The 25,755-nt window shown below is 67.5% G+C and carries 23 protein-coding genes; 13 read left to right on the top strand and 10 right to left on the bottom strand.

Annotated features, from left to right (window positions below):
- Nucleotide 1: 1 nt before the first annotated feature.
- The 4 genes from EV651_RS13570 to EV651_RS13555 all read right to left on the bottom strand — a co-directional run bounded on the left by EV651_RS13570 (nt 2) and on the right by EV651_RS13555 (nt 5,096).
- Nucleotides 2-982 (bottom strand): ABC transporter permease, encoded by a 981-nt coding sequence (locus EV651_RS13570; protein WP_133785509.1) that lies wholly within the window; start codon nt 980-982, stop codon nt 2-4.
- A complete protein-coding gene (locus EV651_RS13565) occupies nt 979-1,992 on the bottom strand; it encodes an ABC transporter ATP-binding protein (RefSeq protein WP_133785508.1) in 1,014 nt (337 codons plus the stop codon). Before EV651_RS13565 ends, EV651_RS13570 begins: the two co-directional genes overlap by 4 nt.
- 106 nt (nt 1,993-2,098) lie before the next feature.
- Nucleotides 2,099-3,790, bottom strand: coding sequence for an ABC transporter substrate-binding protein (locus EV651_RS13560; RefSeq protein ID WP_133785507.1), 1,692 nt, complete (start codon nt 3,788-3,790; stop codon nt 2,099-2,101).
- Nucleotides 3,791-4,049: 259 nt separating this feature from the next.
- Nucleotides 4,050-5,096 (bottom strand): LacI family DNA-binding transcriptional regulator, encoded by a 1,047-nt coding sequence (locus tag EV651_RS13555; protein WP_133785506.1) that lies wholly within the window; start codon nt 5,094-5,096, stop codon nt 4,050-4,052.
- A gap of 257 nt (nt 5,097-5,353) precedes the next feature.
- Here EV651_RS13555 and EV651_RS13550 point away from each other — a divergent pair, with 257 nt between their 5' ends.
- Nucleotides 5,354-6,538, top strand: coding sequence for an ROK family transcriptional regulator (locus EV651_RS13550; RefSeq protein ID WP_133785505.1), 1,185 nt, complete (start codon nt 5,354-5,356; stop codon nt 6,536-6,538).
- Nucleotides 6,539-6,964: 426 nt separating this feature from the next.
- Here the strand turns inward: EV651_RS13550 and EV651_RS13545 are convergent, their stop codons facing one another.
- Nucleotides 6,965-8,191: a glycoside hydrolase family 16 protein gene (locus EV651_RS13545; protein ID WP_133785504.1), complete on the bottom strand. Its 1,227-nt coding sequence runs from the start codon at nt 8,189-8,191 to the stop codon at nt 6,965-6,967.
- 234 nt (nt 8,192-8,425) lie between these two features.
- Between EV651_RS13545 and EV651_RS13540 the strand changes: the two genes are divergently transcribed.
- The 5 genes from EV651_RS13540 (at nt 8,426) to EV651_RS13520 (ending at nt 13,676) form a co-directional block, all read left to right on the top strand.
- Nucleotides 8,426-10,303 (top strand): ricin-type beta-trefoil lectin domain protein, encoded by a 1,878-nt coding sequence (locus EV651_RS13540; RefSeq protein ID WP_133785503.1) that lies wholly within the window; start codon nt 8,426-8,428, stop codon nt 10,301-10,303.
- Entirely contained in the window at nt 10,300-11,670 is a 1,371-nt protein-coding gene (locus EV651_RS42355) for a chitinase (RefSeq protein WP_133785502.1), read from the top strand. The genes EV651_RS13540 and EV651_RS42355 overlap by 4 nt, the downstream gene beginning before the upstream one ends.
- A 124-nt stretch (nt 11,671-11,794) precedes the next feature.
- Entirely contained in the window at nt 11,795-12,610 is an 816-nt protein-coding gene (locus EV651_RS13530; protein WP_133785501.1) for a MerR family transcriptional regulator, read from the top strand.
- 3 nt (nt 12,611-12,613) lie between these two features.
- The gene (locus EV651_RS13525; protein ID WP_133785500.1) at nt 12,614-12,964 is read left to right on the top strand and encodes a VOC family protein; all 351 of its coding nucleotides are present in this window, start codon (nt 12,614-12,616) and stop codon (nt 12,962-12,964) included.
- 91 nt (nt 12,965-13,055) lie between these two features.
- Nucleotides 13,056-13,676 (top strand): antibiotic biosynthesis monooxygenase, encoded by a 621-nt coding sequence (locus EV651_RS13520; protein WP_133785499.1) that lies wholly within the window; start codon nt 13,056-13,058, stop codon nt 13,674-13,676.
- 20 nt (nt 13,677-13,696) lie between these two features.
- Here the strand turns inward: EV651_RS13520 and EV651_RS13515 are convergent, their stop codons facing one another.
- Nucleotides 13,697-14,257, bottom strand: a complete 561-nt coding sequence (locus tag EV651_RS13515; RefSeq protein WP_133785498.1) for a TetR/AcrR family transcriptional regulator — start codon at nt 14,255-14,257, stop codon at nt 13,697-13,699.
- A gap of 33 nt (nt 14,258-14,290) precedes the next feature.
- Here EV651_RS13515 and EV651_RS13510 point away from each other — a divergent pair, with 33 nt between their 5' ends.
- Entirely contained in the window at nt 14,291-15,034 is a 744-nt protein-coding gene (locus tag EV651_RS13510; protein WP_133785497.1) for an SDR family oxidoreductase, read from the top strand.
- On the opposite strand, the gene EV651_RS13505 is transcribed toward EV651_RS13510, so the two are convergent.
- Nucleotides 15,031-15,771, bottom strand: coding sequence for a 6-phosphogluconolactonase (locus EV651_RS13505; protein WP_133785496.1), 741 nt, complete (start codon nt 15,769-15,771; stop codon nt 15,031-15,033). The genes EV651_RS13510 and EV651_RS13505 overlap by 4 nt on opposite strands.
- 137 nt (nt 15,772-15,908) lie before the next feature.
- Here EV651_RS13505 and EV651_RS13500 point away from each other — a divergent pair, with 137 nt between their 5' ends.
- Both EV651_RS13500 and EV651_RS13495 read left to right on the top strand, forming a co-directional pair.
- Complete coding sequence (locus EV651_RS13500; protein ID WP_133785495.1) at nt 15,909-16,571, top strand: DedA family protein; 663 nt, start codon at nt 15,909-15,911, stop codon at nt 16,569-16,571.
- A 61-nt stretch (nt 16,572-16,632) separates the two neighbouring features.
- The gene (locus tag EV651_RS13495) at nt 16,633-17,259 is read left to right on the top strand and encodes an NADPH-dependent FMN reductase (RefSeq protein WP_133785494.1); all 627 of its coding nucleotides are present in this window, start codon (nt 16,633-16,635) and stop codon (nt 17,257-17,259) included.
- Nucleotides 17,260-17,316: 57 nt separating this feature from the next.
- On the opposite strand, the gene EV651_RS13490 is transcribed toward EV651_RS13495, so the two are convergent.
- The 3 genes from EV651_RS13490 to EV651_RS13480 form a co-directional block, all read right to left on the bottom strand.
- Nucleotides 17,317-19,782: an FtsX-like permease family protein gene (locus EV651_RS13490; RefSeq protein WP_133785493.1), complete on the bottom strand. Its 2,466-nt coding sequence runs from the start codon at nt 19,780-19,782 to the stop codon at nt 17,317-17,319.
- Entirely contained in the window at nt 19,779-20,564 is a 786-nt protein-coding gene (locus tag EV651_RS13485) for an ABC transporter ATP-binding protein (RefSeq protein ID WP_133785492.1), read from the bottom strand. The genes EV651_RS13490 and EV651_RS13485 overlap by 4 nt, the downstream gene beginning before the upstream one ends.
- A gap of 74 nt (nt 20,565-20,638) precedes the next feature.
- Nucleotides 20,639-21,235 (bottom strand): TetR/AcrR family transcriptional regulator, encoded by a 597-nt coding sequence (locus EV651_RS13480; protein WP_133785491.1) that lies wholly within the window; start codon nt 21,233-21,235, stop codon nt 20,639-20,641.
- 109 nt (nt 21,236-21,344) lie between these two features.
- Between EV651_RS13480 and EV651_RS13475 the strand changes: the two genes are divergently transcribed.
- The 4 genes from EV651_RS13475 to EV651_RS13460 all read left to right on the top strand — a co-directional run bounded on the left by EV651_RS13475 (nt 21,345) and on the right by EV651_RS13460 (nt 25,728).
- Nucleotides 21,345-22,346, top strand: coding sequence for a hypothetical protein (locus EV651_RS13475; RefSeq protein WP_133785490.1), 1,002 nt, complete (start codon nt 21,345-21,347; stop codon nt 22,344-22,346).
- A 194-nt stretch (nt 22,347-22,540) separates the two neighbouring features.
- On the top strand, nt 22,541-23,938 hold the full coding sequence (locus EV651_RS13470; RefSeq protein WP_238156863.1) for an extracellular solute-binding protein: 1,398 nt from the start codon (nt 22,541-22,543) through the stop codon (nt 23,936-23,938).
- 27 nt (nt 23,939-23,965) lie between these two features.
- A complete protein-coding gene (locus EV651_RS13465; protein ID WP_202870315.1) occupies nt 23,966-24,904 on the top strand; it encodes a carbohydrate ABC transporter permease in 939 nt (312 codons plus the stop codon).
- The gene (locus tag EV651_RS13460; protein WP_133785489.1) at nt 24,901-25,728 is read left to right on the top strand and encodes a carbohydrate ABC transporter permease; all 828 of its coding nucleotides are present in this window, start codon (nt 24,901-24,903) and stop codon (nt 25,726-25,728) included. Before EV651_RS13465 ends, EV651_RS13460 begins: the two co-directional genes overlap by 4 nt.
- Nucleotides 25,729-25,755 lie beyond the last annotated feature (27 nt).

The following is a 25,755-nucleotide window of genomic DNA, read 5'->3' as shown; positions in this document are numbered from 1 at the left end:
CTCAGCCCTCCTTCCGGGTACGCGGGTCGAGGAGCAGGTACGCGACGTCGGCGAGCAGGTTGGCCACCAGGACCGACAGCGTGATCACCAGGAAGACGCCCTGCATCAGCGGGTAGTCCTTCGCGCCGACGGCCTGGAACAGGTTGTAGCCGATGCCCGGGTAGGAGAACACGATTTCCACCAGCAGCGTGCCGCCGACGATGAAGCCGAGCGACAGCGCGAATCCGGACACGTTCGGCAGCAGCGCGTTCCGAGCCGCGTAGCTGACCATCACCCGGCGCTCGGGCAGGCCCTTGGCGTGCGCCACGGTGATGTAGTCCTCGGAGGCCACCGTCACCATCATGTTCCGCATGGTGAGGATCCAGCCGCTCACCGACGAGATCAGGATCGTGATGGCCGGCAGCAGGCTGTGCTGTACGGCGCTGCCGATGAACTCGGCGTTCCACGACGGGACCAGCCCGGGCTCGTAACCACCGGACGACGGGAAGAAGCTGTCCGGTCCGGCGAGCAGTGTGATCGCCAGCAGACCGAGCCAGAAGTACGGGATCGACGACAGGAACGTTGTCACCGGCAACAGCCCGTCCATGACCGAGCCGCGCCGCCAGCCGGCCAGCACACCGAGCGACGTACCGATCATGAAGCTGGCGAACGTGGTGATGCCGACCAGCGCGATCGTCCACGGCAGGCTCTGCCGGAGGATCTCGGCGACCGGCGTCGGGAAGAACGTGAACGACAGCCCCAGGTCGCCGTGGAACACCTGGCCCCAGTAGTCGACGTACTGGCTCCAGAGCGACGCGTTCTTGTCGAGGCCGAACAGCACGTACAGCGAGTTGATCGCGTCGGTGCTCATCTGGCCCTGGAACTTGTTGATCAGCGACGTCACCGGGTCGCCCGGGATCAGCCGCGGGATGAAGAAGTTGATGGTCAGCGCGGCCCAGGCGGTGAAGAGGTAGAAGGCCAGCCGCTGCAGAAGGAACTTCATCGCGCAGCCCCCTCCTCGTAGAGCCAGCAGGCAGCCCAATGGCCCGCAACTGGCAGCTCGAAGCGAGGCGGAAGCTCGGTCGAGCACTTCGGCATCGCGTGCACGCAGCGCGGATTGAACCGGCAGCCGCCCGGCGGTGCGATCAGGCTCGGCGGTTCGCCGCCGGCCTGGTCCTCGGGCTTGCTCAGCTCGCCGAGCCGATCGGGATCCGGCGCGCTCTCGATCAGCAGCCGGGTGTACGGGTGCGCGGGGTTCTGCGTGACGGTCTCGGAGTCGCCGCCCTCGACCATGCGGCCGGCGTACATCACCAGCGTCTCGTCGGCGAAGTACCGGGCCGAGGCGATGTCGTGGGTGATGTAGAGGATGGCGAGGTTGAGCCGTTCCTTCAGGTCCCGCAGCAGGTTCAGTACGCCGAGGCGGATCGACACGTCCAGCATCGAGACCGGCTCGTCGGCGAGGAGCGCCTCCGGGTCCGCGCCGAGTGCTCGGGCGATCGAGACGCGCTGCCGCTGACCACCGGACAGTTCGTGCGGGAACTTGTCCAGGTACCGCTCCGGGGGAGTGAGTTGCACCTGCTCCAGGAGATTGCGCAGGTTCTCCTCGAGATCGCCCGCGCGACCGTGAATGCGCAGCGACCGGGTCAGGTGGTACCGCACGGTGTGGGTCGGGTTCAGCGAGGCGAACGGGTCCTGAAAGATCATCTGCACGCGGCGCGCGTACGCGCGGAACTTCCGGCCGCCGCCCACGGTGATCGGCTCCCCGTGCAGCCGGATCTCACCCGCGGTACGCCCGTACAACTGCGCCAGCAATCGCGCCACGGTGGACTTGCCCGAACCGGACTCGCCGACCAGCGCGGTCACGCGACCCCGGCGCAGTGTGAGCTTCACGTCGTCCACCGCGTGCACGGCCTTGTGCTCGCGGGTGAGCAGGTCGCGGAGTCCGCGCCGTACCGGGAAATGCTTGGTGAGGCCCTCGGCCTCCAGAACAACCTCGGTCTCAGTGACCGTCATGAGACTCCAATCACGGCTCGCTGCGCTCGCCGCCTGGCTGCGCTCGCCGGATGTAGGTGGTGGGTCCGCGGCGCCGGAGGAGAGCCCTCCGGCGCCGCGGTCCGAATCACTGGGTGCCGGCGGGCTTCAGGTTGAGGATGATCTGCAGAGCGTTCTGCTGGGTCGGCTGCGCCGGCCCGTACTGGTTCTGCTCGTCGGGCCAGCCGACCCAGTTCTTCGTGCTGTAGAGACCGCCGACGTTGGACGCCGAGGTGGGGATGATCGGCATCTGCTCGACCATGATCTTCTGCAGCGTGTTCAGCGCGGTGGTGCGGGCCGCGTCGTCCGCGGCGTTCGCGTACTGGTCGAGCGCCTTGGTCGCCTCCGGGCTGTTGAACCGCCCGTAGTTGCCGCTCACGCCGCCCTTGCCGACCGGCTTCAGGATCTTGCCGTCCATGATGTTCTGGTAGATGTCGTACGGCGTCGCGCCGCCGTTGGTCCAGTGCATCGCGGCGTCGAAGTTGCCCTCGTCGATGTTCTTGAACCAGGCGTCCTGGTTGGCCTTGTCCACGGTCGCCTTGATCCCGATCGTGGACAGGTTGTCCTTGATGATCTCCAGGTCGGTGATGTAGTCGGACCAGCCGGCCGGGTCGGTCAGCGTGATCGTGACCGGCTTGCCGGTCGGGTCCTTGAGCACGTCGCCCTCGAGCTTGAAGCCGGCGTCGGTGAGCTCCTTCTTGGCCGCCTCGACGTCCACCTTGTGCTTGAGGTCCTTGTACTCCGCAGCGATGAAGGACTCACCGGCCGGCGTCGGGATGCCGGTCATCGACTCGACCTTCGGGTAGAAGTACCCGGCCTCACCCTGCTGGAAGATGTCGTCGCGGTTGATCACGAGGTTCATCGCGCGCCGCAACGCAGGGTTGTCGAACGGCTTGCGGGTGGTGTTGATCCACAGACCGTGGATGCCGAGGTTCGCCGGGAACCACAGCTTGTGGTTCTTCGGGTCCTTGTCCTGGAAGACGGCCTTCACGTTCGGGACGAAGACGAAGCTCCACTCCGACGCGCCGTTGGCCAGCGCGGTGGTCTGCGCGTTGTTGTCGTTGTACGACGTGTACCGCAGCTCTTTGACCTTCGGGAGGTCCTGCCAGTACGAGTCGCGCAAGGTCAGCGTGGTGGTCTGCGGGGTGAACGACTTCACCGTGTACGGACCGGTGCCGATCGGGCTCTTCAGGGTGTCCTGGCTCGGGTCCTTGATCGTCGACCACTGGTGCTTCGGGATCACGAACACGGTCAGGATCTTGTTCTGGTTGGTGAACTGCGAGCGGGTGAAGGTCAGGTCGACCTTGTTGCCGGACGCGGTGATGGTGCCGTACGGGATCGCGTCGGAGTTGAGGCCCTCGTTGTCCTTGCGGATCTGGAACGAGTACGCCACGTCGTCGGCGGTCATCGGCTGGCCGTCGGAGAACTTCACGCCGTCCCGGATCGTCAGGGAGAGCTTGGTGTAGTTGGCGTCCCACTTCCACTCGGTCGCCAGCCACGGCTTGCCCGGCTCGGTCGGCTTGATCCCGTTGATCATCACCAGCGGCTCGAAGATCATCCAGCGGTACCCCAGCGAGGCGCCCGAGGAGGAGCCGAGGAACGGGTTGTGGTTCTCGGTCTGCGGACCGTTCGGCATGCCGATGTTCAGAACGGTCGCGGCGGTGCCCGAGCCGTTGTTCCCGGAACTGCCTGACTGACCGTCCCCGCTGCTACAAGCAGCCAGCGCGGCTGCCGCGAGCAAGCCCGTGAGGGCCAGCGCGACTGTACGTCGTGCTCGCATCGGTTCCTCCTGTGAATCTGTTGGCGGATGCTCTCCCCTGAGCCGGGAGAGCGACTGCATCGTGGCGTGAGAACGCTCTCATGGGAAGAGCGGACGCCTTAACGGATCGATATCGAGGGGTACGCCGGTGGCGGGACAGGGGCAGCTGCCCCGCCACCGGAGCCTGTGGTGAGCGGTGCCTTTGGTGGGTTGACGTCCCAGATGCAGGGTTCGCGCCCGAGATCGCGCTGGTGAACCCAGCAACTCGGACGTCAACCCATCAAATGGCGGGAGTGGGGCGGTGGGATTTCTTGGCGGGTTTGGGTCTTTTCGGGGCGGTGGAGCTGCGGACGATGAGGGTCGTCGGCAGCACTTGGGGTTCCTCCGGCAGCGGGGTGCCGCCGAAGTGGGTCATCAGCATCCGGGCCGCGGCCTGACCCATCTGGCGCATCGGCTGATGCACCGTGGTCAGCGGCGGCTCGGTGTGCTCGGCGTACGGGATGTCGTCGAACCCGACCACCGACACGTCGTTCGGCACGTTCCGCCCGGTCTCCCGGACGGCCTGGATGGCACCGCCGGCGGAGAGGTCGTTGTGGGCGAAGATCGCGTCGAACTCGAGTCGCTCGTCGAGCGCGTGCTGGACGCCGCGGCGTCCGCTCTCGTGGGTGAAATCGCCCTCGAACACGAGTCCCGGGTCGAGCTCGATGCCGGCCTCCGCGTAGGTGTCGCGGAAACCGTCCAGGCGTTCGTGGGTGCAGCCGAACCGTTCGACGCCGGTGATCACCAGTGGCCGGCGACGGCCGAGCTCCAGCAGGTGCCGGGCGGCGGACTGGCCGCCGGCGTAGTTCGTGGTGGCGACGGACGGGAACTGCGGGCGCTTGTCGCGGTCGTCGATCAGGACCACCGGCAGACCACGCGCGTGGAGTTGCTCGATGTAGGTGAGCGTGCCCTCGGGCTCGATCACCAGCAGGCCGTCGAACGACTGCGCCGAGACCTGGGACGCGAACTGCTGCATCGATTCCTCACCCCGGTTGAAGGTGAACAGCAGCAGCCCGTAGCCCTCGCTCTCGACCACGTCGACCGCGCCCTGCAGCACCTCGCCCATCCAGGGCCAGGTGAGTGAGGGGACCAGCATCCCGACGATCCGGGTCCGGCCGCGGGCCAGGCCGACCGCGCGGGCGCTCGGCACGTAGCCGAGCTCGGCGATCACCTGCCGGACTCGTTCGGCGGTGCGCAGGTCCAGTTCACCCTTGCCGTTGAGGACGCGTGACACGGTCGTCTTGCTGACTCCGGCACGGGCCGCGACATCGGCGATCGTGATGGACACGCTGAATCTCCCCTCGGGCGGTCGGGGTGGTGCATCGGGGTGGTGCATCGTCTACTGGGCCGGAACCGGTTTCGGAAGCGGTTCCGTAGATCAAAGCCCCTACCGCAACGGGCCGTCAATCACGGAGTGGTAACGAATCGCGGCTTAATTCACGAGCTGGAAGAAGGGAGCTCTTCCGTCCCGCGGGGCGGCATGATGAACTCGGGGCGAGCGGCCTGCCCGGGGCCGCACTGCGCTCTGCCACGGTGAGGTCGAGGATGGAAGTACGCCGGACCACGGTGCGTGACATGCGCCGGTCCAACCGCTCGGTGATCCTCACCGGCATCTATCGCGAGGGTCCGCTGAGTCGCCAGGAGCTGACCGTCCGGACCTCGCTCAGCGCCGCGAGCGTCAGCAATCTGGTCGCCGAACTGATCGCCGAGGGCGTGGTCGAGGAGGCCGGCTCGGTCGAGTCCGAGGGCGGCCGGCCGCGGGTCCTGTTGCGGGTGGCACCAACATTCCGGTACGTCGTCGGCGCCGAGGTCGGGGAGACCCGGGTCCGGGTGGAGCTGTTCGACCTGGCCATGAACGTGCTGGCGCGGGCCGACCATCCGATCGCCACGCCGACACCCGAAGAGGTCGTGAAGCACGTACTAGAAGGGCTTTCGACCGTGATCGCTGCGTCCGGCATCCAGTCCGAGCAGGTGCTCGGGCTCGGTGTCGCGGTCGCCGGCGTGGTCGAGGACAACGCGATCGTCGACGCGCAGACGCTCGGCTGGGAGGCGGTGCCGCTCGCCAGACTGCTTGCCGAGGGCACCGACATTCCGGTGCACGTCGACAACGGCGCGAACATGCTCGGCCAGGCGGAGATGTGGTTCGGCGCTGGCCGCGGTGCGACCGACGCCGTCGTCGCACTGGTCGGGTCCGGTGTCGGATCGGCCCTTGTGGCCGGTGGATCCAGCTATCGCGGGGCCCGCAGCAGCGCGGGCGAGTGGGGCCACATGACGATCGTGTACGGCGGGCGCCAGTGCCGCTGCGGCGCCTTGGGATGCCTCGAGGCGTACGTCGGCGCGGAGGGCGTCCTGGACCGGTACTGTCTTGCCGGCGGGACGGCCGACGGCGACGAGGAGACGGCCTTCGTCGAACTACTGGAGTCGACGACGGAGCCGGCCACGACAATCGTCAACGACACGATCGGCTACCTGGCGGCGGGGTTCGCGAACCTGGTCAACCTGGTCAATCCCGAGCGCATCGTCCTCGGCGGCTGGGCCGGCCTGTTGCTGGGCGAGAAGCATCTGGAAGAGCTACGTGTTGAGGTGGGCAAGCACGCCCTCCGCCGCCCGTACGCCCAGGTGTCCATCGTCCTGTGCGAACTGGGCCGCGACGCCGTCGCACTCGGCGCCGCGACCCTTCCCGTAGTGCGACTACTCCGCGACGGAGGCGCCGTACCGCCACCGCGATAGTTGTCCTGCGCCGAAGCCCATGTTTCGTCACAGAGCGACGCCCGCCCAGGCTGGTCGCGGGTTTGGGGAGTCTTACCCACCCGAATCGAGCAGTAGCACTCCCCAATCCCGGTTGCTGCGCCTCCCCAAACCGGTTTGGGGAGTTTCACTCACTCTTGTTGGACGGTGGTGCTCCCCGGTCCCGGTTGCGCGCCTCCCCAAACCGGTTTGGGGAGTTTCACTCACCCGTATTGGGCGGTGGTGCTCCCCGGTCCCGGTTGGACGCCCTCCCCAAACCGGTTTGGGGACCCTTACCTACCCGAATCGGGCGGTAGGGCTCCCCGGTCGCGGTTGGGTGCCTCCCCAAAGTGGTTTGGGGAGGCGGGGGAGGGGCGTCCCGGTGGCGTCCGGTGGCGTTGTGGGCGGGGGTGGTCGTGTGGGGGTGGGTCAGATCGTCCACTTCTGATTGGCGCTGCCGGTGCAGGTCCAGATTTGGGTGGGGGTTGCGTTGGCGGAGTTGTTGCCGGTGACGTCGAGGCACTTGTTGGCCTGGGGATTCACCAGGTCGTGGCCGGAGGTGTAGGTCCATTGCTGGGCGCCGGTGCCGTTGCAGGTCCAGAGCTGGACCTTGGCGCCGTCGGCGAGTGAGCCGGCGTTCACGTCAAGACACTTGCCCAGGGCACGGATCGTGCCGTCGCCCGGACGGGTCCACTTCTGCGCGTTGGTGCCGTTGCAGTCGTACAACTGCACCGCCGTACCGTCAGCGGCGTTCGCGCCGGCCACGTCGAGGCACTTGCCGGCCAGGCCGGTGATCTGCGAGCCGGTGCCGCCGGAGCTGCCCAGGGTGGAGACCCGGACGTAGTCGACGGTCATGGTCTGCGGGAACACCGTCGTACCGTCCGGGTTTCCCGGCCAGCCGCCGCCGACCGCCACGTTCATGATCATGAAGAACGGGTGGTTGAAGACCCAGGTGTTGCCGTTCAGGTCGGCCGGGGTACGACGCTCGTACTGCACGCCGTCGACGTACCAGGTGATCGAGTCCGGCGCCCAGTCCACCGCGAAGGTGTGGAAGTCGTCGGCGAACGACCAGCCGTTCGGATGGTTGTACGCGGCACCGATCCCGCCGGCGCCGGAGTACCCGGGTCCGTGGATGGTCCCGTGCACGGTGGCCGGCTCCTTGCCGATGTTCTCCATGATGTCGATCTCGCCGTCGTTCGGCCAGTTGGTTCCGCCGAGCATCCAGAAGGCCGGCCAGAGGCCTTGTCCGCGGGGGATCTTGATGCGGGCCTCGAACCGGCCGTACGTCTGGGTGAAGGTCTGCGCGGTGAGCAGCCGCGCCGACGTGTACTGGCACGGGCCGTAGTGGCACTGGAAGCCGCCGTTCTCCTGCCGGGCGGTGATGACCAGGTTGCCGTTGCCGTCCAGCGCGGAGTTGCGGGTGCTGTTGGTGTAGTACTCCAGCTCGTTGTTGCCCCAGCCGCTGCCGCCGATGTCGTACCGCCACTTGGCGGGATCGGGGGCCTGGCCGGCCGGGCCGTCGAAGTTGTCCTCCCAGACCGTGGCGGTCGTTGCCGCGGCGGCCTGCTGGTGGGCGGTGGCCGCGGGCTGGAGGAGGGCGGTGCCGATCAGGGCGGCACCGATCGCGAGGAGCGCGAGCATGCGGGGACGCTTCATGAGTACCTCATTTCGGGGGCGTCTGAATGAGGACAACGAATGGGCGGCAGCGTGCCGTGAGAACGCTCCCACGTCAACCCCGGGACTAATTAAAGATCTGAAAAAAGTCTCGGCTTCGACGTTGACACCGATCAGCACGGATGGTTACCTCTTGCTGACCAGCTGTTGCGGCGCGGGCAGACGCCGACAACTTCACCGCCCCGAAACTCCTTTAATCACAGGGAGAACCGCCCCATGCCCGCGAAACGTCTCGTGCCGCTCGCGGTTGCTGCGCTCTGCGCGGCCGCCGCCGGGCTCGGCTTCGGAACCGCCCCACCCGCCGCCGGCTCGACCGCCGCCGGTGAACAGGTCAACGTCTGGCTGACCACCACCAACGACGCGGCCGGCCAGAACGTGACCCGCGGTCTGCAGCAGCAGACACCGGTGAACTTCGGTCCAGCCGGCGGCACTGCGAACCAGACCATCACAGTCAACGAGAACACGACGTACCAGTCCTTCGAGGGCGGCGGTGCGTCGTTCGCCGACAGTTCGGCGTGGCTGCTGAACAGCAGCAACGTGATCTCGGCCGCGACCCGCGATCAGGTGATGAAGGACCTGTTCGACCCGGTCAACGGGATCGGCCTCGCCTTCGTCCGGAACCCGATGGGCGCGTCCGACCTTGCCCGCTTCAACTACTCGTACGACGATACCTGCTGCGACCTGAACGACTTCAGCATCCAGCACGACCTCGCGGACGTCGTACCGCTCACCAAGCAGGCCCGGCAGCTCAACCCTGCTTTGAAGGTGATGAGTTCGCCGTGGAGTGCGCCGGCCTGGATGAAGGACAACAACGACTTCGTCCACCGCGGCTGGCTGAAGTGGGAGTACGCGCCGACGTACGCGCAGTACTTCGTCAAGTACTTGCAGCAGAACGAAGCCCAGGGCAACCACATCGACTACATCTCGGTGCAGAACGAACCGACGTGCTGCGGCTCGGACTCGACCGGCTACGCGTCGATGAACTGGAACGGCTCCGGCTTGCTCGAGTTCACCAAGAACAACCTGCTGCCCGCGCTGCACGCGGCCGGGCTCACCACGAAGGTGCTGATCCTCGACTACAACTGGGGTAACTACAACGACCTCGGCTCGGTCCCGATCGCGGACGCGGCCCTGCGCAACGACCCGAACTTCGGCGGCATCGCCTGGCACGGGTACGGCGGTGACGTGAACCTGCAGACCCAGGTGCACAACCAGTACCCGGGCGTGAACGCGTACATGACCGAGCACTCCGGCGGTACGTGGATCGCGAACCAGCAGGTCGAGGACATGAACAACCTGATCGACTACACCCGCAACTGGGACAAGTCGTGGGTCAAGTGGGGCATCGCGCTGGACGAGAACCACCTGCCGTACGTCGGCGCCGGCTGCAACGTCTGCACCGGTCTCGTCACCGTGCACCGCAACGACAGCCAGCGCGGTCAGGTCACCAAGACCGTCGAGTACTACACGATGGGCCACCTGACGAAGTTCGTGAAGCCGGGGGCGCTGCGGATCGACTCGACCGCGAACAGCTCGGTGAAGAACGTGGCCTGGAAGAACCCGGACGGCTCCAAGGCCCTGATCGCCTTCAATACCACGGGGAGCTCGCAGTCCGTGCGGGTGAACTGGGGATCGCAATCGTTCGTCTACACGCTGCCGACCAAGACATCGGCGACCTTCACCTGGTCCGGCTCGCAAAGTGGTGGCGGCGGCACCAGCGGTCAGATCACCGGTTTGGCCGGCAAGTGTATGGACGTCGCCGGTGCGAACTCCGCGGACGGTACGGCGGTGCAGCTGTACGACTGCAACGGTACGACGGCCCAACAGTGGTCCCGTCCTGGTGACGGGACGATTCGCGCCCTCGGCAAGTGCCTCGACGTCAACGCCGGCTCCGTCGCCAACGGCGCGAAGGTGCAGATCTATTCGTGCAATGGCAGTGCCGCCCAGCAATGGACCTACACGAGTGGGAGAGACCTGGTGAATCCACAGGCGAACAAGTGTCTCGACGTCACGAACAACACCTCCGCCAACGGCACCCCGCTGCAGCTGTGGACCTGCACCGGCGCGGCCAACCAGAAGTGGACAGTGTCATGAAGCGGGTGGCGGCGGCCGCCGCGGCTCTGGTACTCGGCGGCGGGCTGTTGACGATGGCGACTCCCGCACAGGCGGCGACCGGGACGATCACCGGTCTCGCGGGGAAGTGCGCGGACGTAGCCGGTGCAAACAGTGCGGACGGTACGGCGGTCCAGCTGTACGACTGCAACGGTACGAGTGCCCAGCAGTGGACGCGGTCGACTGACGGGACCTTACGGGCCCTCGGTAAGTGCCTGGATGTGTCGGGCGGCTCGGTGGCCAACGGTGCGAAGGTGCAGCTGTGGACGTGCAACGGGTCAGCGGCGCAGCAGTGGACGTACACGTCCGGCCGTGACCTCGTGAACCCGCAGGCGAACAAGTGCCTCGATGTCACCGGCAACAACTCGGCGAACAGTACGCCGTTGCAGTTGTGGACCTGCACCGGTGCGGCGAACCAGAAGTGGAACGTGCCGGCCGCGGATGACGGGCCTCCTCCGGCGAGCGGTGCGCCGATGGCTGCAGCGCCGTACCTCTATCAGGGCTGGGGTGAGCCGCCGAACCCGGCGACCGTGATGAACGCGGCCGGGGTGAAGTGGTTCACGATGGCGTTCATCCTGTCCAACGGGTACTGCAATCCGCAGTGGGACGGTGCGCGGGCGCTGACCGGCGGGGCCGACCAGCAGGCGATCAACACGATCCGCTCGAACGGCGGCGACGTCGTGGTGTCGTTCGGCGGCTGGTCCGGCAACAAGCTGGGGCAGAGCTGCGGTACGGCGGGTGAGCTTGCGGCGGCGTACCAGAAGGTGATCAACGCGCTGTCGCTGAAGGCGATCGATGTCGACATCGAGGACCAGGAGTTCTCCCAGGCGGCCGTCCGGCAGAAGGTCGTCGACGCGCTCAAGATCGTCGAGCAGAACAACCCGGGCATCGCGACGTACCTGACGTTCGGCACCACGACGTCCGGGCCGGACGGGAACGGTCAGGACCTGATCCAGCGGGGCGCGAACTCGGGGCTGAACCTGGACGGCTGGGTGATCATGCCGTTCGACTTCGGCGGCGGGTCGACCAACATGGGCACGCTGACCCGGCAGGCGGCCGACGGGCTGAAGAACCGGGTCAAGGCGGCGTACGGGCTGACCGACGACGCGGCGTACCGGAAGATCGGCATCTCCTCGATGAACGGCATCACCGACGTGGCCGGTGAGCGCGTCAACCTGTCGGACTTCGAGTCGATGCTGTCCTACGCGTCCGAGCACCACCTCGCCCGGTTCACGTTCTGGTCGGTGAACCGCGACCGTCCGTGCACCGGCGGCGGCGCCGACACCTGCTCCGGCGTCTCCCAGAACCCCTGGGACTTCTCGAAGGTGATCGGGCGGTACCGCGGGTAGCGGACCGCCAGGCCATCACAACCGGCCCGCGACGACGCCCCACCCCGGGCGTTCGTCGCGGGCCGACGATTGTGATGGCCTGGGGGTTTGACCCTCCGGCTACCGGAGGGTGGAAGCTTGTCGCATGACGGCGACGGTGACGGTGGGGGAGTTCTCCCGCCTGACGCATCTGAGTGTGAAAACGCTGCACCACTACCACGACATCGGGCTGCTCGCGCCGGTCGCGATCGACGCTTCGTCCGGCTATCGGCGCTACGGGACCGATCAGGTCGACACCGCGTTGCTGATCCGGCGGCTGCGGGAACTGCGGATGCCGCTGCCGGACGTCCGCGCGGTGGTCGAGGCCTCCGACGGTCCGGCCCGGGAAGAGACATTGCGCGCTCATCTCGAGCGGATGGAGCAGGAGCTCGCTCACACGCGAGACGTCGTCACGTCATTGCGCGAGCTGTTGACGCCCGGTCGGCCGGTGCTCGACGTGCAGTACCGGTTCATTCCGCCGTTCCGTGCGTACGGCGTGACCGGGCACGTCGTGCGGGACGAGATCGGGCCGTGGTGCGAGTACGCGTTCGGGAGGCTCGACGCCGTCGCCGGTGACATCCGGGCGACCTCGGGAGCGACGTACAGCGACGAGTTCTTCACCGACGACGCGGGTGAGGTGGTGACCTTCCTCCCGGTCGCGCCGGACCAGCCGCCGGCCGACGGGGTCGAGCTCGTCGACCTGCCCGGCGGGTACTTCGCGATCGCCGTGCACGCCGGCCCGATGACCGATTTCGACCGTACGTACGGCGCGCTCGGCAGCCATGTCGCGGAGTACTGCGAGGTGGCGCCGGGGCCGATCCGTGAGTTGTACCCCATCGGCCCGGGGGATGTCCCCGATCCGGCCGACTACCGAACCGAGGTCTGCTGGCCGATCCAGCGGATCCCTGTGCTGAAAGGCTGAACCATGTCTGTTTCCCTGGAGAACATCGCCTTCGACTGTGCCGACGCTGCGGCGCTCGCCACCTTCTGGGCCGGTGTGTTCTCGACGGAGGTCGATGCTGATGGCAACCAGTTCTTCGCGACCGTGAACCGGGCCGCGGCGGGGCCGACGCTGATGTTCCTCCAGGTCCCGGAGCCGCGCAACGGCAAGAACCGCCTGCACGTCGACCTGGCCGCCACCGACTGGTCCGCCGAGGTCGACCGCCTGGTCGGACTGGGCGCCAAGCGGCTCGACGAACACAACGAGTACGGCGCCCACTGGATCACCCTCGCCGACCCGGAAGGCAACGTCTTCGACGTGGCCGAGCACCACTGAGCACGGCCTTGCCAGCCATCTGTTCCGGGAGGAGGGTGGAGGTGTCCGGCGGCGCCGCCCGGGCGCTGCCCTGAGCGTAAGGGGGTGGATCGTGTACGCGCGTTCCACCACGATCAATGCCGCCCCGGCGTCGATCGACGCCGGCGTCGCGCAGGTGCGCGACGAGGTGATGCCCATGCTGATGGAGATGGACGGCTGTATCGGACTGTCCATGCTTGTCGACCGTGAGTCCGGCCGCTGCATCACGACCAGCGCCTGGCAGTCCGAGGAGGCGATGCGGGCCACGGACGAAGAGCTGCAGCCGGTCCGGGAGCGGATCGCCATGGAGCTCGGCGGCACTCCGATGGTGCAGGAGTGGGAGATCGCCGTACTGCACCGTGATCACCGTTCGACGGCCGGCGCGTGCGTCCGGGCCACCTGGGTGAAGGTCGACCCCGCGAACCTCGACCGGTCGATCGACGTCTACAAGCTCGCCTCACTGCCGAGGTTGGAGGACCTGGCCGGGTTCTGCAGCGCGAGCCTGCTGGTCGACCGGGCGTCCGGCCAGGCGGTCTCGTCGGTCACCTACGACAGCCGCGAGTCGCTGGACGGCAGCCGGGAAGCGGCCGCCTCGATGCGTGCCTCGACCGCCAAGGACGCCGGTGCCGAGATGCTGGACGTCGGTGAGTTCGAGCTCGCCATCGCCCACTTACGAGTTCCTGAGCTGACCTGATCGATCATGGTGTGATTCGGTCATGGTGCGTGACCGAAGGCGGCCGTGAACGCCTCGCGGAACAGATCGGCCAGGTCGGGCTCGCCGTCGTCGGCGGCCCACCGGAGCAAGGCAGTGTGAGTCACCCCCAGTACGGCGCTCGCGGCTGCGCGGGCGCCGTACTCGAGGGACGGGTCGATCGCGCTGACGAAGGCCTCTTGCAACCGGTACTGGCTGTCCAGGTGGCGGGCTTGCAGCGCCGGTGTCGAGATCATCAGCCGAAGCCGCGTGAGCAGTAGGTCGTGCTCGTTCGTGGCGGCCAGGTCGAGGATCGTCAGGACGGTACGGCCGATGCGGTCGGTGAGTGACCCCGTCGCGGGCAGCTCGGTGAGTGTGCTCGCGGTCAGCTGGTCGAAGTCGTCGTACAGCACCAGATCTTCCTTGGTGGGGAAGTTCCGGTAGACCGTCATCGCCGAGACACCGGCTGCGTCGGCGACATCGTTCACCGTGGTCGCGTCGTACCCACGGTCGGTGAACAGGCGGAGCGCCTGCCGCTGGATGCGTTGCCGGGTGTCGGCGCGCTGGCGGTCTCTCAGGTTCATGTGGTAGATACTAACAACATGATAGTTTCTAACATGAACGGCAAGGTTGCCTTGGTGACGGGCGCCTCCCGGGGCATCGGGCGGGCGATCGCGGAGCGGCTGGCCGCGGCGGGGGCCGAGGTGGCCGTGCACTACCACCAGGACAAGGCCGGTGCGGAGGAGACGCTCTCGCGGATCGGCGGTCGTGGTTTCGCGATCGGTGCTGAGCTCGGAGTGCCTGGGGATGCGGAACTCGTCGTCGATCAGTTGGCTGCGGGGCTGTCCGGGCGGCGGCTGGATGTGCTCGTGAACAACGCGGCGGCGTCGCCGGCGGGTCCGATCGGTGCGGACACCGAGGCAGCGTTCGACCGGTTGATGGCGGTCAACGTGCGAGCGCCGTACTTCCTGATCCGGCGGTTGCTGCCGATGCTGTCCGACGACGGCCGGATCGTGTCGATCTCGTCGGTCGCGACCCGGATGGCGAACCCGGCCCAGACCTCGTTCGCGATGACCAAGGGTGCGCTGGAGACGATGACGTTCACCTTGGCGCAGCAGTTGGGTGCGCGTGGCATCACCGTGAATGCGGTCGCGCCCGGTGCGACCCGGACCGAGGTAAACGGGGCGATCTTCGAGGCGCCCGGGTTGTCGGAGCTGATCGTCGCGCACACGGCGCTCGGGCGGTTGGGCAGCGCCGATGATGTCGCGGAGGTGGTCGCGTTCCTTGCGTCACCCGCGGCGCGGTGGATCACCGGACAGGTCGTGGACGCGTCCGGTGGTCTGCACCTCGGAGTTGGCTAGGGGGTTGAGCCCGGCGTCGACTCGGTGTCGAGGAAGAGTTGTACGTCGGGGTGCGTGCGCAGCGCCGTACCGGGGTAATCGGGGCCGATCGGTTGCGTGAGGGTGTCGTGGACGGCTTGGCGTTTGACTGATCCGGGGACCGAGCCGATCAGCGCGTGCGCGTTCAGCAGGCGAGGGATGGTCACGGTGATCGCGTGGGTGGGTACGTCGGTGAGCGCCGGGAAGTTGCCCTCGTCGACCTGCTGTTTGCGGCTGGTCTCGTCGAGCGCCACGCGTTTCGTGGCTGCCGGGTCGTTGAAGTCGGCGGGCGGATCGTTGAACGCCAGGTGGCCGTTGACGCCGAGGCCGAACAGCACGAGGTCGAACGGGGCGTCGCCCATCAGGTCCGCGTAGGCGTCGGAGCCGTCTTCGGGGGCGAGCGGGTGGAACGTTGCCTGCGGCACCTTGTCGAGGAAGTTCCGGCGTAGCCAGTTGCGGAACGACTGCGGTGCGTCGGGCTTCAGGTCGACGTACTCGTCCATGTGGAAGCACTCGACACGGGTCCAGTCGAGGTCCGGTTCGGCGGCGAGCGCTGCCAGGGTGGCGGTCTGGCTCGGCGCGGCGGCAAGCATGAGGCGCGCCCGCCCGCTCACGGCGATCGCCTTCCTCAGCCGCTCGGCGGCAGCGGCGCCCGCAGCCAGCCCGAGCTCCGTGCGGTCCGAACAGGTGACGACCCGAGGAGCATGCTCAACAGTCATGGAGAAAGGCTCGCACACTCTGCGGGGGTGTGCTGGGGTGCGGGGGTTAGCCCCCGGGTGGGGCGGTGGTTTGCCGGAGGTTGGGTCGGTGGGTGGCTGGAGTGTGTCGGCTTGTCCGCGGAAATAGCGTCGGGGGTATGACGAATCTGGTGCTGGCGGGTGCGGTGCAGGAGCCGACGGGTGGGGTGGCGGGATGGGCGATCGACCTCATGGAGCGGTTGGGGCCGGCGGGGGCGGGGCTTGCGGTGGCGTTGGAAAACCTGTTTCCGCCGTTGCCGAGTGAGGTGATCCTGCCGCTGGCCGGGTTCGCGGCCGCGCGGGGTAGTCTCGGGCTGGTTGCCGCGATCCTGTTCACCACGCTCGGATCGGTCGTGGGTGCGCTCGCGCTGTACGGCGTGGGCGCGGCGCTCGGGCGGGACCGGACGCGGGCGCTCGCCGGGAAGCTGCCGCTGGTGAAGCTGCGAGACGTCGACAAGGCCGAGGACTGGTTCGCTCGGCACGGAGCGAAGGCGGTGCTGATCGGGCGGCTGGTCCCGGTGGTTCGCAGCCTGATCTCGGTGCCGGCCGGGGTCGAGCGGATGCCGGTCGCACTGTTCCTCCCGCTGACGGCCGTCGGGAGCCTGGTGTGGAACTCGCTGCTGATCCTGGCCGGCTACCAGCTCGGCGAGCGGTGGCATGTGGTGGAGTCGTCGGTCGGGGTGTTCCAGAAGGTCGTGATCGTCGCTGCGGTGGCCGCGGTCGGGTGGTTCGTCGTGGTGAAGCTGCGGGGCCGGCGTTCGGATGCTGAGAAAGTCCAGTAAGCGGCTCGACTTTCACTACGCTCGAGGGAGTTGCCGTCGAGGTTTTCAGGAGATGGGTCAGATGCCGTCAGTCGCGTTCGAGTCGCAGGTCGTGCCCCAAGGTGCGCAAGAGCCGCCGGTCTGGCCGCAGCCGGTGGTCACCCTGGTGGGCAATCCGCGGGCCGGGTCGCGGACAGCGGCTGCGGCGGCGTCCGTCGCGGAGTTGCTCGCCTCCGAGCTCGGTACGCCGCACCGGATCGACGAGCTGATCGATCTGGTGACGATCGCCCCGGCCATCTTCCAGGGCGAGCAGGCCGGTGCCGAGGCGCAGGCGGCGCTGGAGAGTGCGGTCGATCTGGTGTCGTCGGCGTCGGTGATCGTTGTCGCGACTCCGGTCTACAAGGGCAGCTATACCGGGCTGTTGAAGAGCTTCCTCGACGTACTGCGACCTTCTGCGCTGGCGGGCTCCGTGGTCGTCCCGGTGACGGTGTCGGCGGCGCCGAGCCACAAGCTGCTGGCTGATCAGCACATCCGTCCGGTGCTGGCTGAGTTGGGTGCGAGCGTTCCGGTGCCCGGGGTGATCCTGGAGGAGCGCGATCTCGAGGACCTCCAGGTCGTGCTGTCGGGCTGGATCCGCAACAACGCCGGCATCGTTCAGGCCACCACAATCGCCCTCCAGCCAGTAGCCGAACCAACCCCCGCCCGTTAGCGGCTTTCCGGAAGAAAGTTTGCGCTGGGCGGCAAAAATCTTCCGGAGAGCCGGCGGTCAATCCGAGTAGGTGGGTTGGGTGGGGGAGTGGCGGAGGGCTGTGGTTGCTGGGATGAGGGTTGAGCCGAAGGTCAGTAGAGCGGCTGCGCCCACTACGACGAGGTAGATCCAGATCGGGCCCGTGGGCAGGGCGTCGTTGGAGACCTTGGCGGAGAACGGTAGGAGGCAGGCCAGGGCGACTGCGGTGCCGAGGGTGACGCCGATCAGGGTGACCAGAGTGCTTTCGGTGGTCAGCATGCGGAGCACCTGGAAGCGGGTCGAGCCGGTCAGCCGTTGCAGGGCGAACTCTCGACGGCGGCGCAGAGTTGTGGAGACCAGGGTGTTGACGACCGAGACCGCGGTGTAGGCGATCAGCATGCCGACGAGCATGTAGTTGATCCACGCCTGCGTCTGCAGGTCCTCGACGTTCGAGGCGACCAGCGTGCTCCGGTCGGCGACCTGGACACCTGGATGGGCGGCAGCGAGCTTGGCCAGACCCGGTCGTACGTCGGCGCCCGGTGCGGCCCGTACCAGGATCTGCTTGGTCAACCCGTCCGTCGTGTGTGCTGCGACCAGCGACGCGGGCAGGATGATCGTCTCGTACCCGCGCTCGGCCGCGAACGTCGCGACCACCCGCAGCTTCACCGTGGTCCCGTCGCCCAACGTCATCGTGATCTCGGAGCCGACGCCATGACCGGTCTTGCTCGCCATGTACTCGGGCACCGCCGCGGTCGCCCCGGTCAGGCCGACCAACGATCCGCTCGTCAACCGAACCGGCGCCGTGCCGTTCGCGCCCTGCGCATCCACGCCGATCACGGGCGCACCGTCCTCGTCGAACGGAGCGTTACGAGGCTCATCCACCGCACCCATGCTGCGGACGAAAGCCGAAGCACTCGCCACGCCGGGCGCGGACCGAACCTGCGAGAGCAACGTCGGCGAGAGACCGGCATCCGATACCAGTACGGCGTCCGCACGCAGATCCCGCGTGAACGCCTCCGAGGATGCGTGCACCTGCGTGGTCTGCATGTACAGGTTGGCGGTCGAGATGCCGACGGCGAGCATCACCGGCATCGCCGCGGCCGACAGCGCCACCGAGCGCGCCGACAGGTTGCGGATCGCGAGCCGGCCGTTCACCCGGGTCAGGGCCTGGACCGGCCAGCGCCAGAACCCCAGCACCGCCTTGGTCCAGAACGGCCCGAGCACCGCGACACCGATCGCCCAGCACAGGATCGACGGACCCGCGGTCGATGCGGCGAGCGGACCGGACATCACCGTCGCGGTGACGATCAGCAACGCCATCCCGCCGCCGAGGAACAGCAGACCGAACAGCAACCGGATCCAGCTGAACCACTTCCGCTGCAGCGACGCCTCGACCAGCGCCTCGACCGGCTTGATCTTCGCCGACTTCCGCGCCGCGATCAGGCCTGCGCCGATCGCCGCGAGGACCGCCGCACCGGCGCCGGCCGCGAACGGGATCCACCCCTGCGAGAACTCGATCACCGGCGAGGCGACGCCGTGCGCACTGAGCTGATCGAACAGGAATCGGCCGAGAAAGATCCCTGGCAGGCAGCCGAGGACGACGGCCGGTAGTGCGACCATGAGCGCCTCGCCGAGGATCATCCGCCGTACCTGACCGGGCGTCGTGCCGATCCCGCGGAGCAGTGCGAACTCACGTTCCCGGTGCTGCGCGGCGAGCGCCAAGGTGGACGCGACCACGAACATCATCGTCATCACCGCGATCCCACCGAACGAGCCGGCGATCGCGATCAACGCCGTACGGTGTGATTCGGCATCGGGGTGTTCCGCGAGGCCGCGGTCGACTCCCGCACGGACTGCCAGGTTCCCGTCGACCTCTTCCAACCGGTCCTTGACGGCGGAGATGTCGGTGCCAGGAGCAACCAGTACGCCGACATCGGCGAAGCGGACCGGATTGCGGACGAGTTGCGCTGCGTCGTGGTCGGAGAAGAAGGCGTGACTGGAAGCCTGCGGGGCGATGCCGCTGACGGTGAAGGTCTTCGGCTCGCCGTTGATCAGGAGAGTCAGCTGCTCGCCCGGCTTCCCGGTCGAAACGACAACCTCGCCGGACCGCGGTGCGCGTCCGGCACTCAAGTGATAGGGAGCGAGGGACGCGCTTGACCAGTTGTGGCCCTCAGCAACAGAAGTTCCGATGGCGGTGAACGTGTAGTCGCCGACAGCGGACGAAACGCCTTGCGCGGAACGGATCTTGGCGAGTAGGTCGACAGGTACGCCGACGCGTTCCGTCAGGGGAGTGGCGTCTTCGACGCCGGGGCGGAAGTGGGACTGCTTGCCGGTGACAACGAGCGACGCACCTGCGAGGCGTTGCGGCTCCACATTGGAACGGATGCCGGTCTCCATCAGGCCGCCACAGGCCATCACGATCGCCGTACCGAAGACGACCGCGATGAACGTGGCGATGAATCCGCTCTTGCGATGGCGCAAGGTGCGGACGGCGAGGCGCATCATCCCGCCACCGCCCGCAGGGTCGAGCGTGCGCCGAGGTGGGTCATCCGGTCGGCGACCGTTTCGGCGGTCGGGGCGGTCAGGCTGCCGGCGAGCGCACCGTCGGCGAGGAAGACCACCTGGTCGGCGTACGACGCGGCGACCGGGTCGTGGGTGACCATGACGACCGTCTGGCCCTGGGTCCGCACCGGCTCGCGCAGGAGGTCGAGGACGTCGGCAGCGGTCTGGGTGTCGAGCGCGCCGGTCGGCTCGTCGGCGAAGATCACGGCCGGCCGCGCGACGAGCGCGCGGGCGATCGCGACCCGCTGCTGCTGGCCGCCGGACAGCTCGCCCGGGCGGTGCTTGGACCGGTCGGCGAGACCGACGCGCTCGAGCACCTGGCGTACGGCGGCCTTGTTGACGCGGCGTCCGTCGAGCTCCTGCGGCAGGCAGACGTTCTGCCAGACGGTCAGTGCGGGCAGCAGGTTGAAGGACTGGAACACGAAGCCGATCCGCTCCCGACGGAGCTCGGTCAGCCTGCGCTCGCTGAGTCCGGCGAGCGGCTGGCCGTCGATGGAGACACTGCCGGACGTCGGCCGGTCGAGTCCCGCCGCACAGTGCAGGAAAGTGCTCTTGCCCGATCCGGACGGACCCATCACCGCGGTGAAGGTGCCGGGGGCGAACTTCATCGAGATCCCGTCGAGGGCGGTGACGGCGTTCCCGCCACGGCCGTAGACCCGTCGTACCTCCTGCAGGACGACCGAGTACCCGGTCCCGTCGACTGCTTCCTGCGTCCTTTTCTTCATGCCGCCGACGCTACGGATCAGCGGCGTACCGACCCATGGTGCTGGACCGCCGTACAGGGTGGGTGAAACTCCACCTAGGACCGGAGCAGCGCGCGGAGTCCGGCGAGATAGCTGTCCGGTGTGACGTCGCCGAGGATCAGCCGCTGGAGCACGAACCCCGGGATCAGGGCCAGCATCACCTGGGCGACGTGCTCCGGCGCGACGTCGGAGTCGACCGTTCCGTCGGCCTGGGCGCGCCGGGCGACCGCCTCGAAGTTCCGGCGGAGCTGGCTGTACTTGTCGTGGGCGGTGGCCATGATCGGCGGGTCCCGCAGGGCCTCCGCCCAGGCCTGGACCGCGACCCTGGTGACGTCGCCGCCGGGGCGCTCGGCGATCGTCACGACATGCTTGATGGTGGCCTCGAGCGCCGCCAGCGGGGTCAGCGGCACCTCGGAGGCGAGAATCTTCCCGAAGAGCTCGTCGATCGTGCTGAGCGCGTCCTCGGCGATCGCGGCGAGGATCTCTTCCTTGCTCTTGAAGTACCCGTAGACGGCGCCCGCGGACAGCCCGGACTCGCGGATCACGTCCGCCATCGTCGTCTTGTGGAAGCCGTCCTCGAGCACACAGGTGCGGGCCGCCGCGACGATCTGCGCGCGGCGGGCCAGGCGGTGTTCCTCGGTGACCTTGGGCACTCTCGCAACATAAAACGAATGTCCGTTCTTGACAAGTCGCCGAGCCGTTGCGAGGCTCGGACATATAAAGAACGATCATTCGGTTTTAAAGCCCGAGGGAGTACCAACCATGACCACTGAGGCGCACGCGGCCGAACGTCGCCGGCCGCCCCTGATCGCCGTCATCACCCTGCTGACCGCGGTCCTCACGGTGTTCCTGATCGCCTTCGCGTGGCCGTCCGCGCGCTCCGAACCGCGGGACGTCCCGCTCGCGGTGTCCGGTCCGGCGCCGGCGGTCACGCAGATCGAGGCCGCGCTCGAGAAGGCGGTGCCCGGTGGCTTCGAGATCACCGCCGTCCCGGATCGGCAGGCAGCCGTGCAGCGGATCGAGGACCGGGACGCGTACGGCGCGATCGTGCTGGACGCGGCGCAGCCCGAAGTACTGACCGCCTCCGCGGGCGGGCCCGCTGTCGCGCAGGTGCTGACGCAGTTGTCGGCGCGGATGTCCCCGGAGAACCCGGCGAAGGTGACCGACATCGTGCCGCTGCCGAAGGACGATCCGCGCGGTGCCGGACTTGCTGCCGGCGCACTGCCGCTCGTGCTCGGCGGGATCATCGCCGCCGCCGCACTCACCCAGCTGGTGCGATCCGGTGCGAACCGAATGGTCGGTGCGATCGGCTTCGCGATAACCGGTGGGCTCGCGCTGGCCGCCGTACTGCAGTACTGGCTCGGCTCGCTCGAGGGCAGCTACCTCGGCAATTCAGGAGTCATCGCGATGTCGATCGCCGCCATCAGTCTCACGCTGCTCGGCCTCGAGTGGCTGCTCGGTACGGCGGGACTCGCGCTCGGCAGCGCCATGATGATGCTGCTCGGCAATCCGTTGTCAGGGATGACGAGCGCGCCGGAGATGCTGCCGAGCGGGTGGGGCGCGTTGGGGCAGCTGCTGCCGCCCGGAGCCGCGGGTACGGCGTTGCGCTCGGTGAGCTTCTTCGACGGCGCCGGCGCTGCCCGGCCACTCGTCGTCCTGGCGTGCTGGTTACTCGCCGGAGTGCTGCTCTGCGGGCTCGGCGCGCTGCGCTCGCGGGGACGCGCCGTACCGGCTCGGCATGAGGCGTCCGCCGTCGCGGCCTGACAAAGTAGGGGTATGACAACGCGGTGACCGGATCGTTACGTTCCGGTCGCCGCGTTATCGCGCGATTGCGGCGACAACGTTGTCTGTCAAGCATTGACTTCGGCCATTCGAGGCTCCTACGGTCACGGGAAAGCCCGCAGGGTTTGGGTCGTGGTACCGGCATGACAACGATTGCCCGAAGGTGGACCTGAATGATGTCTAGGAAACGTTTCAAGGTGGCAGCCGTCGCGAGTGCGCTGCTGCTGGCGGTCACGGCCTGCAGCCAGGGGTCGACGACCAAGCAGCCGGACGCCGGCAGCTCGCAGAGCTCCGGTCCGGCGCACATCAAGATCGCGTACCAGCAGTGGGGCCCGGGCGTCGTGATGAAGAACTTCCTCGCCGGCGTGAAGAGCGAGTACGAAGCCGCGCACCCAGGATCCCAGGTCGAGATCGTTCCGGTCGTTGCCAGCGAGAACGACTACTACACCAAGATCCAGCTGATGATGCGCTCGCCGAACACGGCGCCGGACATCGTCTACGAGGACACCTTCCTGATCAACTCCGACATCACCGCGGGGTACCTGAAGCCGCTCGACGACTACATCTCCAAGTGGGACCAGTGGAGCCAGTTCGAGGACACCGCCAAGGGTGCGGCGCGCGGCCAGGACGGCAAGACGTACGGCGTACCGGACGGCACCGATACTCGGGCGCTCTGGTACAACAAGCAGATCTTCGCCAAGGCGGGCCTGCCCGCCGATTGGCAGCCGAAGACCTGGGACGACGTGCTCAGTGCGGCGCGCACCATCAAGCAGAAGGTGCCGGGCGTGATCCCGTTCAACATGTACTCCGGCAAGCCGATGGGTGAAGCCTCGGCGATGCAGGGCTTCGAGATGCTGCTCTACGGCACGAAGGACACCCTGTACAACTACGACCAGAAGAAGTGGGTCGTCGGCAGCCAGGGCTTCAAGGACTCGCTGAACTTCGTCAAGACCGTCTTCTCCGAGGGCCTGGCGCCGTCGCCGAAGGACGCGCTCAGCCCGAACATGGGCAGCAAGGTCGGCACCGAGCTGCTGCCGCAGCAGAAGCTGGCCATCGACCTCGACGGTTCCTGGATCTACGGGAACTGGCTGAAGTCCGGCGCCAAGCCGTGGCCGCAGTGGAGCACGGTGCTCGGCCAGACCGCGATGCCCACCCAGGACGGCAGCGGCAAGGGCAAGGTCAGCCTCTCCGGCGGCTGGACCTGGGCGATCCCGGCCAAGTCGAAGAACCCCGACGCGGCCTGGGACTTCATCAAGACCCTGCAGACCCAGAAGAACGCCGCCAAGTACGCCACCGACGGTGCGCAGATCGCGGTCCGCAAGGACGTCGCCTCCGATGCGGCGTACAAGTCCTCGTCGGCGAGCACCCAGTTCTTCACCGACCTGGTGTCGGTGACCGTGTACCGGCCGGCGTTGCCGGAGTACCCGAAGGTCTCGAACGAGATCATCACCGCGATGGAGTCGGTGATGACCGGGCAGACCTCGCCGGACAATGCCGCGAAGAACTACGACCAGGCGGTCGAAGGCATCGTCGGCGGCAAGGACAAGACGACGACGCAGAGCACCGGCCAGTAGGTCCCGGCTCGAAGGGAAATCTCCCCTGTGACGACGACCGTCGCCCCCACCTCGGCCACCGCTCCCTCCGGTAAGTCACCCGGAGGGAGCGGGAAGCCGAAGGCCGCCAAGCTGGTCCGGATGCTGCCGCTGTCGCCGGCCATCGGACTGATGCTGGTCTTCCTGGCCGGCCCCATCCTCTACTGCGTGTACGCCGCGTTCACCAACATGGCGCTCACCGGCACCGGCGCGGCGAACGTGAAGTTCGTCGGGCTGGACAACTTCCGCAAGGCGTTCTCCAGCGGTGCGTTCACGAACGCGATCTGGCTGACCCTGGTGTTCACGCTGATCTCCGCGATCATCGGGCAGAACAGCCTCGGCCTCGGCCTCGCGCTGCTGATGCGCAAGTCCACCAAGCTCGTCCGGAACTTCGTCGGTACGGCGGTGATCGGCGCGTGGGTGCTGCCCGAGGTGGTCGCGGCGTACCTGCTGAGCGCGTTCTTCAACGACGACGGCACGCTGAACGTGATGCTGCGCGCGGTCGGCCTTCCCGGTCAGGACTGGTTGTACGCGGCACCGATCATCGCGGTCTCGCTGGCCAACATCTGGCGCGGTACGGCGTTCTCGATGCTGGTGTACTCGGCCGCCCTGAGCGAGATTCCCAAGGAGATCGAGGAATCCGCCGAGATGGACGGTGCGGGCGGCTGGCGGCGGCTCGCGTTCGTGACGCTGCCGATGATCACCCGCGCGATCATGACCAACCTGATGCTGATCACGCTGCAGACGCTGAGTGTGTTCGGCCTGATCTTCGCGATGACCCGCGGCGGCCCGGGAACCAAGAGCCAGACGCTGCCGCTGTACATGTACGAGCAGGCGTTCAGCTTCTCCCAGATCGGCTACGGCACCGCGATCGCGTTGGTGATGCTGGCGATCGGCGCGGTCTTCTCGCTGATCTACCTGCGTGGACTCAACTCGGAGGCAGCGTGATTGCCCGCGACAAGATGAGCAAGCTGGCGTCGAACCTGGTGCTGCTGGCCATCGGCGTACTGTTCGTGCTTCCGCTGTTGTGGGTGCTGTTCGCGTCGATCAACCGGACTGCGGGGCTGCGGGTCGAGTTCCCGACGCATCCGACGCTCGGGAACTTCAAGGCGGTGCTGAACACCGACACGACGTACCGGCCGGTGCTGAACGGCATCGTGCTGTGCGGCGGGGCTGCGTTGCTGACGATGATCTGCGCGGTGCTGGCGGCGTACCCGTTGTCGAGGTTCCGGACGCGGTTCAACCGGCCGTTCCTGCTGACGGTGCTGTTCTGCACCGGGTTGCCGATCACCGCGGTGATGGTGCCGGTGTACGGGCTGTTCGTGCAGCTGAACCTGGTCGACACGCTCGGCGGAACGATCATGTTCATGGCGACGAGCGCATTGCCGTTCGCGATCTGGCTGACGAAGACGTTCATGGACGGCGTACCGATCTCGCTCGAGGAAGCGGCCTGGGTCGACGGCGCCGGGAACATGCGCGCGCTGCGGGCGATCGTGCTGCCGTTGATGTGGCCGGGGATCGCGGTCGTGCTGATCTTCACCTTCATCGGCATGTGGGGGAACTTCTTCGTCCCGTTCATGCTGCTGTTGTCGCCGGAGCGGTTGCCGGCGTCGGTCAGCATCTTCACGTTCTTCGGCCAGTACGGCGAACCGAACTACGGGCAGCTGGCGGCGTACTCCCTCATCTACACCACCCCCGTACTCCTCCTCTACCTCCTCCTCAGCCGCAAACTGGGCGGCGCCTTCGCCCTAGGCGGCGCCATCAAAGGCTGAACTGTTGGGTCGTGCGCTCCGCGGTAT

Origin of the sequence: Kribbella sp. VKM Ac-2571, assembly GCF_004362255.1 — a bacterium.
Classification (GTDB): domain Bacteria; phylum Actinomycetota; class Actinomycetes; order Propionibacteriales; family Kribbellaceae; genus Kribbella; species Kribbella pratensis.
The sequence above is the reverse complement of the archived record's forward strand: the minus strand, read 5'-3'. Positions and strand labels throughout refer to the sequence as shown.

Bases quoted from the DNA above. Each gene is read 5' to 3' on its own strand.
- EV651_RS13570 (WP_133785509.1), bottom strand. From the start codon at position 982: ATGAAGTTCCTTCTGCAGCGGCTGGCCTTCTACCTCTTCACCGCCTGG.
- EV651_RS13565 (WP_133785508.1), bottom strand. From the start codon at position 1,992: ATGACGGTCACTGAGACCGAGGTTGTTCTGGAGGCCGAGGGCCTCACC.
- EV651_RS13560 (WP_133785507.1), bottom strand. From the start codon at position 3,790: ATGCGAGCACGACGTACAGTCGCGCTGGCCCTCACGGGCTTGCTCGCG.
- EV651_RS13550 (WP_133785505.1), top strand. From the start codon at position 5,354: ATGGAAGTACGCCGGACCACGGTGCGTGACATGCGCCGGTCCAACCGC.
- EV651_RS13545 (WP_133785504.1), bottom strand. From the start codon at position 8,191: ATGAAGCGTCCCCGCATGCTCGCGCTCCTCGCGATCGGTGCCGCCCTG.
- EV651_RS13540 (WP_133785503.1), top strand. From the start codon at position 8,426: ATGCCCGCGAAACGTCTCGTGCCGCTCGCGGTTGCTGCGCTCTGCGCG.
- EV651_RS42355 (WP_133785502.1), top strand. From the start codon at position 10,300: ATGAAGCGGGTGGCGGCGGCCGCCGCGGCTCTGGTACTCGGCGGCGGG.
- EV651_RS13530 (WP_133785501.1), top strand. From the start codon at position 11,795: ATGACGGCGACGGTGACGGTGGGGGAGTTCTCCCGCCTGACGCATCTG.
- EV651_RS13525 (WP_133785500.1), top strand. From the start codon at position 12,614: ATGTCTGTTTCCCTGGAGAACATCGCCTTCGACTGTGCCGACGCTGCG.
- EV651_RS13515 (WP_133785498.1), bottom strand. From the start codon at position 14,257: ATGAACCTGAGAGACCGCCAGCGCGCCGACACCCGGCAACGCATCCAG.
- EV651_RS13510 (WP_133785497.1), top strand. From the start codon at position 14,291: ATGAACGGCAAGGTTGCCTTGGTGACGGGCGCCTCCCGGGGCATCGGG.
- EV651_RS13505 (WP_133785496.1), bottom strand. From the start codon at position 15,771: ATGACTGTTGAGCATGCTCCTCGGGTCGTCACCTGTTCGGACCGCACG.
- EV651_RS13500 (WP_133785495.1), top strand. From the start codon at position 15,909: ATGACGAATCTGGTGCTGGCGGGTGCGGTGCAGGAGCCGACGGGTGGG.
- EV651_RS13495 (WP_133785494.1), top strand. From the start codon at position 16,633: ATGCCGTCAGTCGCGTTCGAGTCGCAGGTCGTGCCCCAAGGTGCGCAA.
- EV651_RS13490 (WP_133785493.1), bottom strand. From the start codon at position 19,782: ATGATGCGCCTCGCCGTCCGCACCTTGCGCCATCGCAAGAGCGGATTC.
- EV651_RS13485 (WP_133785492.1), bottom strand. From the start codon at position 20,564: ATGAAGAAAAGGACGCAGGAAGCAGTCGACGGGACCGGGTACTCGGTC.
- EV651_RS13475 (WP_133785490.1), top strand. From the start codon at position 21,345: ATGACCACTGAGGCGCACGCGGCCGAACGTCGCCGGCCGCCCCTGATC.
- EV651_RS13470 (WP_238156863.1), top strand. From the start codon at position 22,541: ATGTCTAGGAAACGTTTCAAGGTGGCAGCCGTCGCGAGTGCGCTGCTG.